Raw genomic sequence first — 9,511 nt, 5'->3', positions numbered from 1 at the left:
TTCCTTTTCCGTAAACAATCTCTTACTCATATTCTTTCCCCATTTACTATTTTTTTCTTTATTATTACACAAAAGTACCCTATAGGTAGACTTTTTTTAAAGTGTCTACTCTATAGGGTACATTTTACCTAGGAATCATGATTGCTTTTTAATTTCTATTCAGAATCCGTTGCTCTTTCTTTATCTACTGAACGTCCAGAAGCAAACCAACCAATTAGCGCAATTGCTACTAATACAATGTAGAAGGTTGTTTTCCAAATCGTTGAATGCGGGAAGTCATGTGAAATCCACGCAATATCAGGGTGTGCAAATACAATTACAGCTAATTTCACACCAACCCATCCTACAATAGCAAATGCGGCAACCTCTAATCCAGGTCGTTTATGCAGTAAATCGACAAAGATATTTGCAGCAAATCGCATAATGATCAATCCGATCATTCCACCTGCAAAAATAACGAAGAATTGTCCCGCATCTAGACTTCCAATTTCTCCGAGTCCAGTAGGTGGCAATGCTACCGCTAAAGCCACAGCCGCTAAAATAGAATCCACAGCAAATGCCAAATCAGCAAACTCCACTTTAACTACGGTCATCCAGAAGCCACTACCTTTTTTAGCTTTGGCACCTTCTTCTGCTTCTTCTACATCTGTTTTCTTCTTAAAACGATCATACAAGTTTTTAATCGCGATAAATAATAAGTATGCTGCTCCAAGTGCTTGAACCTGCCAAACATCTACTAGGAACGAAATAACAAATAATGATCCGAAACGTAAAACAAATGCTCCTGCTAACCCGTAAAACAACGCTTTTTTCCGTTGTTTTTCTGGAAGATGGCGTACCATAATTGCTAGTACAAGGGCATTATCGGCCGCTAATAGACCTTCCAATCCGACTAAAATAACTAGTACCCATAAATACTCTAATAATAATTCTGCTCCCATGAATGTCTCTCCCTACTGTAATATTGATCCTCACAACAGGTAAGAACACAGAAAAAGACCCTTACCTGTCATGGTAAAGGTCTCGCAAACAACGTCCGTTGCCAACTTAAGCCGGAGATAAAAATCTCGTAATGACGACTTAAACTGTACAGCTACTCCCCTTTAGGAATGATACCATTATTAAACATGCTTTTTCGTGAAATGTCAATTACATGCCTTTACCAATTGATGACCTTAAATTAACCAGAGGTAGGCATCTTTATTCACTAACCAATAATTTGGTTTATCGTTTGATCCATTGTATCCTTCAAGGAGGCTAGGATTTGTTCACTTCCATCCCTAGTTTCTCCACATACACCATAATAGCATTTAATTTTTGGTTCCGTTCCAGAAGGACGTAAACATACCCAGCTATTATTATCTAACAAAAATTTAAATACATTTTCTTTAGGTAACTCAATTACTTTTGTTGCACCTGTATCCACAAGCAATTGTTCACTCGATAAATAGTCTTCCGTTTTTTCTACTTTTAGACCACCAATTTCTTTCATTGGATTTTTTCGAATTTCATCCATGATTGTTGCTATCTTTTCGGATCCTTCTTTCCCTTTTAAAGTTAAAGAAGTCATTCCTTCTTGATAATAGCCATGTTTCTTATATAAATCATCCAACACATCCAAAAGCGTTTTTCCTTTTTGCTTCCAGTAATGTGCCATTTCGCATGCCATAACAGCTGCTTGAACAGCATCTTTATCACGCGCAAAGCTACTAATTAAATAGCCATAGCTTTCCTCGTAACCAAATACAAAGGTTTCTCCTGTTGCGTCAAACTGACGGATCTTTTCTCCAATATATTTAAAGCCTGTTAATGTGTTTATGGTTTCGACACCATATGAAGAAGCAATTGCCTGACCAAGCTCGGAGGTAACAATTGTTTTTATCATCCGACCATTATTTAATGTGACAGGATCTGTATGAGACAGAATGTAATCTACAAGCAATGATCCAAGTTGATTACCAGTTAAGACCGTATAGCCTCCGTTTTTATCTTTCACAGCGACACCAAGTCGATCAGCATCAGGGTCTGTTCCTAGTAAAATATCTGCATCATTCTTCTTGCCCAGTTCAATGGCAAGTGTAAAAGCCTGATGTTCTTCAGGATTCGGTGACTCTACCGTTGAAAATTCAGGATCTGGTATAGCTTGCTCTTTCACAACCTCTACATTTTCAAAATGTAATTGCTCTAACCCTCTTATTACTAAGTCATGTGCTGTACCATGCAATGGGGTGAAAACAATTTGTAAATCTTTATTCTGCTCAAACGCCTGTTGGTCTAATTTAGAAATATGAATTAATTGATCTAAGTATGCATTATCAATATCTTTTCCAACCCAATTTAATAATTGCTTTTCTTCTAAGACTTCACGCTCTAAAACTGGAACCATTAATTCATTTTCTATTTCCTTAATAGCTGTAATAACTTGGTTGGCTTCTTCCGGAACCATTTGCCCGCCATCTTCATTATATACTTTAAAACCATTGTATTCTGGTGGATTATGACTAGCAGTAATCATTACTCCTGCTGCTGTAGCTAAATAACGCACAGCAAATGATAAGAGTGGTGTTGGTCGAAGTGATTCAAACACATAGGCTTTTATGTCATAGGCACCAAGAACTTTTGCAGTTTCAACCGCAAATTCTTGTGACATATATCTCGAATCATAGGCAATAACGACCCCACGATCTTTTACATTGACTACATTATCCAATAAGTATTTTGCCAAACCATTTACTGCTTTACGGACGGTATAAATGTTCATTCGGTTTGTTCCTGGTCCTAACACGCCGCGCATGCCACCAGTACCAAATGTTAATTCTTTATAAAAAGCATCCTCTAATGCTTTAGGATCGTCTTTCATCGCATCCAATTCTTTTTTTAAGGCAGCATCAAGGTTAGAAAATGATTTCCATTCTTGATATACCTTTTCCCAATTACTCATTTACAGAATCCCCCAATATTCAGTTATATGCTCAAATTTTAGCATACTTTCTTGTAATATTCTAACAGTCCATCAAGAATGGTTTAATCTACGTGTAAAATGGAGAGAATTTATCATACCACCACTTCCCAATTGATACGTAAACCGTTAAAATAATACGTATAGTATCTCCAAATAGAAAGTTGTGATGAATTTGTTTGAAAAAAAATGGTTTCAAACTCTCGTGTTTTTTATTTTAGTATTTCTATTAATCTTGTTAATTTCTGCTACAAACTTTATATTTGATCCCGTTTTTAAATATGTAGGAGCCGTTGCCATTCCTATAATAGGAGCTGGTATTCTATACTATTTAACTCGGCCATTAATGTACTTTTTTATGAAATTTAAAATCAATCGGTCCTTTTCTATTTTACTAGTTTTCATCGTATTGATCTTAATCGGTTTTTTCATCACCATGTATATTGTACCAATTGCACAGCGCCAGTTTACTAATTTAGTAAATAATATCCCTAAAATGGTCGATTGGGCACAGGACCTAATTACATATTGGCAGGCAAATCAAACGATGATTCCTCAGGAAGTGGATAAAGCTATTAACAATTTTACAGATAATCTACAAACACATATTGAGAACGTTTTAAATTATATATTTGGGTTTATTGGCCAATTAATTAGTTTTATCTTCGCTTTAGTACTTATACCGTTCTTTCTGTTCTTCATGTTGAAGGATGGTGAGAAGCTAGTACCATTTGTTACGAAAATTTTTTCCAAGAAAAAAGCAGCAAATATTCGTAGCTTATTAAGTAAGATTGATCTTGTTCTAACTTCCTTTATTCAGGGACAGCTCATTGTTAGCTTCTCTGTTGGGGTATTACTTTTTATTGGCTATTTATTAATCGGTCTAGATTATTCGCTAACACTTGCATTATTTGGGATGATAATGAATGTGATTCCTTTTATTGGTCCATTCCTATCCGTTATCCCAGCGTTAATTGTTGGTGCATTCCAGGATCCAATGATGATTGTATGGGTATCCTTAGTCATGATTATCGCGCAACAAATCGAGAGTAACTTTATATCGCCTAATGTAATGGGACGTGTTTTGGCACTACATCCATTAACTGTAATTACTGTTATTTTAGCTGCTGGAAGTATTGCAGGATTCTTAGGCATATTATTCGCGGTACCATTTTACGCAACTGTGAAAACAATCGTCGTACATTTTTATGAAACATATGCAGATTCTAAAAAAGATAAAGAGGATGCTTTAATATAGGCAGTTTTATATGAATGTTGTTGTTTAGGTAGAGAATGCTAAGTAACCTAACGTTCCAAATGATGTTCTCGATGTATATTACGAAAGAACAAAAAAAGCGATCAACATCGATCGCTTTTTTTAACTTTCAAACTGATATACAATAGATGATCCGATTTCATAATAGCCGATTTTACGATAGATGCTATTTGATGTTGGGTTTGCAGCATCCGTATATAAGCTACAGAACTTAAATCCATCCTCTAGGAGTTTTTTAGACAAAGCTGCTACCGCACTAGTTGCATACCCTTTTCTTTTAAATCTATCCGGGGTGAACACCGCATTAATGGTTACACCATTTTTTGTTTTTCTAGAATTATTAACCATAGAAACCGGCTTCCCGTCCACTACCCATAAATAAATAGAACGGTTATCTGTGTAATTTGTCGCCATTGTTTCTGCTTTTAGGCGAGAGATATACATATTTGCTTCTACCCCAAATTGGTAAAGCCATTTCGCAATGATTGATTTATGTTCACTCGTTGCCTGAATTAATTTACCGGTTTCATCTGGGGTTACATTTACATGGTCTAGCTGATATATAAGCTGCTCCATTTCAACTTCAGCTTTTTTCTTTGATAACCCGGACCAAGCTGTTACAAGCGTTTCTACTTCCTCATTTGGACCAAGTACACTAGGAACGTCTAATCCTTCACGATATAAAAATTGGACTACTGCTTTAATCACCTGCTCATCTACATGGTTAACATCAGCGAGTATCCAGTGATTAGGTGGTGTTTGCATAAAAGCAAAAATAACTTCATTTCCCTCCTCAACAAGACCTAAATGAACACCTTCTTGATAAGCTGCTGCATTATTATGTCCTCGGTCCAACAAGCCTAACATCAAATTATTCGTTGCTTCATTTTTAAGTAACAGGTCCTCAACTAATTCCATATACGTATGTAATGATTTCTCTAATCGAACTTCCATCTAAACGTCCCCCCTTTTGATTATAATTATTTTAACTTAATTTCTTGTTTTGTAAAGGGAGGTTCCGCTACACTAGTAATGGGAGTGATCATAATGACAAAAAAAGAATTAGAAGATAAGTTGGATGAATTAAAATCAGATTATGTTCGAATTCAAAGTGATTTGGATAAATTAGTTTATGTTCGTGGAAGAGCATCGTCTGCACAGGAGCAATTAATACGCTTAGAAGAAGAAATTGCAGAAGTTTATAAGAAGTTGGAGGAGTTTGAGGATTAACATTTTTTTCCTTCGAAACGTTATTTTAATCTTTAGCTTTTCATTTTTTCAGTGTCCATTGTATTTTTTGAATAAACAGGGTATGATATACATAAGATGATGGTTAGGAAGAGGATTGCTCCTCTTCCCTTGATACAGTGTTTTGAACTCTCACTAGTCCGAGTGAGGGTTCTTTTTCTTTTTACGTCTACGAACCATGACTGCTGACAGATTTGTTACTGCTATAGCTAGGTTTAACGTAGCCGTAATGAAGATCAACAGCTGTTCCACCAACTTACCACCCCCCTTCAAAAGGAAGGTCGGGCACATATCATACCCTTGTCTACATTATAAGTAAACATGTTACATCATACAACAGTCAATATAATTAGAAAGCGTGATTTGTAACAATGCCTTCTATGGCAAAAGAACTAGTTCAATTATTAGAAAGCTTATGCTTCTTTACTTATAGATAAAAGGATCAGCAACATCTATTGCTGATCCTTTACTTATTCTAATTTTCCTCTAGTCTTGCTTCAATTCTGGCCTTTTCCTTTTTTGGTGGCATCAAACTAACAATGGTATCACCAATACCAGGAACGGTTCGCATTTCTTCAGAGTAGTATTTAATCTGTCCCGAAGGTTTGATTAAATATAAGAACACCGTTTCTTCATCTTTTTCCTGTAGGTATTGCTTATAGCTATACTGCTCTGTAATCGTTGTTTGACGGAAAACAAACCCATTTTCAATCTTCTCAATTAGCGCATCTAAGTTAACTTCCTTCTTAAATAACACTCTTCCGCCTACTTTGGATACAATCTCTTTTGACGTACCGTATTCCGTATCATACGGACTTAATTTAAAGACATTTGTGCGTCCGTATTCTGGCATAAATGTGGTACACACTAACGCATTGTATGAATTGCTAGTTGTAGCTGCAATTAAATATTCGTACGGAATCGTATCTAAATTATACTCCGTTTGTTCCGAAAGCATATCCTCATGATAGAACGGAACTCCTGATTCTCGGGCTAACCGTAATCTTTCCCATGAGTTATCCACAATAATAATTGGTACATTCGCTTTAGCAAGTGATTTTGCTAATTCTACCGTAAATTTATTACTTCCCACAATTAGTGAACCTGGACGACCTTCCATAGAAAGGTTTAGTTTTTTAGCTAACCAACCAATAGAGAATCCATGTGCTAGTACCGTAAAGAATACTAATCCAAATGTTAAAGTAGTCAAGATCGATGCATCTTCATATCCCGCATCGGTTAATATGCTTGCAAAGTAACTTGATACAGTTAATGCTACAATACCACGTGGTGCAATCCATCCCACTAGCAGCTTCTCATTCGTAGTCAATCCAGTTCCAATAGTCGAAAGGAAAATGGAGAGCGGTCTAACTGCAAACATCATGAGTAATACATATCCAATGATATTCGGACTGAAAATGTGTAGCAATGTTTCCATTTGTAATGAAGCTGTAAGCATGATGAAAATCGCTGATATTAGCAGAATTGTAATATTTTCTTTAAAATGACGCATGTCTGAAACGGAGCTAATTCCCATGTTCGCTAACGTAATCCCCATGGCAGTTACCGATAATAGTCCAGTTTCGTGCATAATTTCATCAGCTATTGTGAAGCACAATATAACAACAACAAACACTACTGGAGACTTTAAAAATTCAGGAACATGACCTGTCTCAAACATCCAGCCTATACCACGACCACATACCCAACCAAATATGGCTGCAAAAATAGACGCAGCAAAGAATAAGAGCAGTGCTGATCCATCTGGATTACTTGATGTGAAATAAGCAATAATTTCAAATGCAAATACAGCAAGTAACGCACCAATTGGATCTACAATAATCCCTTCCCATTTTAGAATCTTGGCTGGTCTTGGCTTTAGCTTCGATTGACGTAGTAATGGCATAATAACCGTTGGTCCGGTAACAATGAACAAACCACCAATAACAAATGCTACTGCCCAAGACAATCCAGCAATATAATGAGCAGTTAATGAACCTAAGATCCAGGCAATAAAAGCACCTACTGTAGAAATACGAAATACTGGTTTTCCTAGACCACGCAATTCTTTAAAGCTTAAATTTAAACTTCCTTCGAATAGTATAATTGCGACTGCTACTGAAATAATAGAACCATATAAACGTCCAAAGTCTTCTTCAGGATTTATAATTCCTAGTATTGGCCCTACAAGTAAACCAGTTATCGACATAACAACAATCGCTGGCATTCGATAACGCCAAGCTAGCCATTGGGAACCAATCCCTAAAAGACCAATTAGCATGATTTCAAATAATATCGACGGAACCATCTGATACCCCCTGTACAATGAATTACTGTATTTTAAGAAGTCCCAAAAATTATAGGACAAATTATATACGTAAGTTAAATATAAAGACATTCTAAATGCGAAAGTCGATAATGTAAACTAGTTTATCTTTATATTTTTAAAAGGTCTATTTTAAATAGCTTAAAATCATTATCAACTAAAGGTTTCAAACCTAAAATTCAGAACTATCTTTTTTTATTGACATTATCCTATATAGCTTGTAAGATTAGTTTTGTTTGTTTTCATTTAGTTCAAATTATCTAAATTTTAACTAAATAACACCATTTAATTATTTCTTTCTATTATTTAACGAAATATACGATTAATTCATCAATATTAAAGGAGAACTTAACTTGAATAAAGATACATTTACCATTGGATTCATGTTATTTGCATTATTTTTTGGAGCTGGTAATTTAATTTATCCTCCAATATTAGGAATTGAATCAGGAACACAGTATTGGTCTGCCATTATTGGTTTCGTCATAACGGGTGTTGGTCTACCAATAGTAGCTATAACCGCAATATCATTTGTTAAAAATGATGCAAGAGAGTTAGCTGACCGTGTCCATCCCTTATTTGGACTGTTATTTTCAGCAGTAATCTATTTAGCAATAGGACCATTCTTCGGAATTCCTCGTGCAGCAACTGTAGGTTATGAAATGAGTGTTGTTCCATTTTCCGGGGAAGGATCGAATCTTACATTATTTATATTTACTGTCATTTTCTTTTCACTTGTCTTTTTAGTTAGTTTGAATCCTTCAAAAATGGTAAACAGAATCGGACAACTCTTAACACCCGTTTTATTATTTGCCATTCTTGCATTAAGTATCGGGGGATTCTTCCTGTTAGATGGTCATTTAGGTAAACCAGTGGAAAAATATAACACATCCCCATTGTTTACTGGTTTTGTAGAGGGCTATCTTACGATGGATGCAATTGCCTCATTGGCATTTGGTATTATTGTTGTTAATGCGTTTAAAGATCGTGGTGTATCTAACCAAAGGGAACTAATCATTTCTACTCTAAAAGCTGGTGTTATAACAGGAATTGGGTTAGCTACAGTTTATACTGCTATTGGTTGGATTGGCGCTAAAATGGCATCACAAGGCAATTTCACAAATGGTGGTGAGATCTTATCTAGTGCTGCAACGATGATCTTTGGTAACTTTGGTAGCTTTGTATTAGGAATCATTGTTACACTTGCTTGTTTTAGTACATCAGTTGGATTAGTGGTCGCATTGGGGCAATTTTTCAGCAAGCTCACGACCCTGTCATATAAATGGATCATTCTAATCGTTACAATAGGTAGTTTTATCATTGCAAATCAAGGTTTAAATACAATTATTAGTTACTCTGTTCCAGTACTTGTATTTATTTATCCAATTGCCATTGTACTCATCCTGTTAACATTTATGCACCGTTTATTTGGCGGGGAGAAAACGGTATATCGAGGTGCTATTTTGTTCACAGCAATTATTAGTTTATACGATGGACTCATTGCCTATGGATTAGAAATGAGACATATAACAGAGATCATGGAAAAGCTACCTCTCTTTGATATTGGTCTTGGCTGGTTTTTCCCAGCAGTAATCGGTGGATTACTAGGACTACTGTTTAGAGAACGTCGTATTCGTAATTAACTTTTTGGGATGCACCCAGTGTTATGGGAGCATCCTTTTAGTTTGTGGTAGTGCGTGTT

Annotated in this window: 7 protein-coding genes; 3 read left to right on the top strand and 4 right to left on the bottom strand. The window is 35.8% G+C overall.

Going from position 1 to position 9,511, the window contains the following annotated elements; translation table 11 throughout:
- Positions 1–155: 155 nt before the first annotated feature.
- Together GMD78_RS20395 and GMD78_RS20390 are read right to left on the bottom strand one after the other, a co-directional pair.
- On the bottom strand, positions 156–941 hold the full coding sequence (locus GMD78_RS20395) for a TerC family protein (RefSeq protein ID WP_155671731.1): 786 nt from the start codon (positions 939–941) through the stop codon (positions 156–158).
- A gap of 266 nt (positions 942–1,207) precedes the next feature.
- Complete coding sequence (locus GMD78_RS20390; protein ID WP_155671729.1) at positions 1,208–2,941, bottom strand: phospho-sugar mutase; 1,734 nt, start codon at positions 2,939–2,941, stop codon at positions 1,208–1,210.
- A gap of 187 nt (positions 2,942–3,128) precedes the next feature.
- Here GMD78_RS20390 and GMD78_RS20385 point away from each other — a divergent pair, with 187 nt between their 5' ends.
- Entirely contained in the window at positions 3,129–4,217 is a 1,089-nt protein-coding gene (locus tag GMD78_RS20385; RefSeq protein ID WP_425495069.1) for an AI-2E family transporter, read from the top strand.
- A gap of 120 nt (positions 4,218–4,337) precedes the next feature.
- Here the strand turns inward: GMD78_RS20385 and GMD78_RS20380 are convergent, their stop codons facing one another.
- Positions 4,338–5,189: a GNAT family N-acetyltransferase gene (locus GMD78_RS20380; protein WP_155671727.1), complete on the bottom strand. Its 852-nt coding sequence runs from the start codon at positions 5,187–5,189 to the stop codon at positions 4,338–4,340.
- A gap of 93 nt (positions 5,190–5,282) precedes the next feature.
- Between GMD78_RS20380 and GMD78_RS20375 the strand changes: the two genes are divergently transcribed.
- A complete protein-coding gene (locus tag GMD78_RS20375) occupies positions 5,283–5,465 on the top strand; it encodes an SE1832 family protein (protein ID WP_155671725.1) in 183 nt (60 codons plus the stop codon).
- A gap of 493 nt (positions 5,466–5,958) precedes the next feature.
- On the opposite strand, the gene GMD78_RS20370 is transcribed toward GMD78_RS20375, so the two are convergent.
- A complete protein-coding gene (locus GMD78_RS20370) occupies positions 5,959–7,791 on the bottom strand; it encodes a cation:proton antiporter (RefSeq protein ID WP_155671723.1) in 1,833 nt (610 codons plus the stop codon).
- A gap of 371 nt (positions 7,792–8,162) precedes the next feature.
- On the opposite strand from GMD78_RS20370, the gene brnQ reads away from it, so the two are divergent.
- Entirely contained in the window at positions 8,163–9,452 is a 1,290-nt protein-coding gene (gene brnQ, locus GMD78_RS20365) for a branched-chain amino acid transport system II carrier protein (protein ID WP_155671721.1), read from the top strand.
- Positions 9,453–9,511: the final 59 nt, after the last annotated feature.

Source organism: Ornithinibacillus caprae, assembly GCF_009728145.1.
Lineage (GTDB): Bacteria > Bacillota > Bacilli > Bacillales > Amphibacillaceae > Ornithinibacillus > Ornithinibacillus caprae.
The sequence above is the reverse complement of the archived record's forward strand: the minus strand, read 5'-3'. Positions and strand labels throughout refer to the sequence as shown.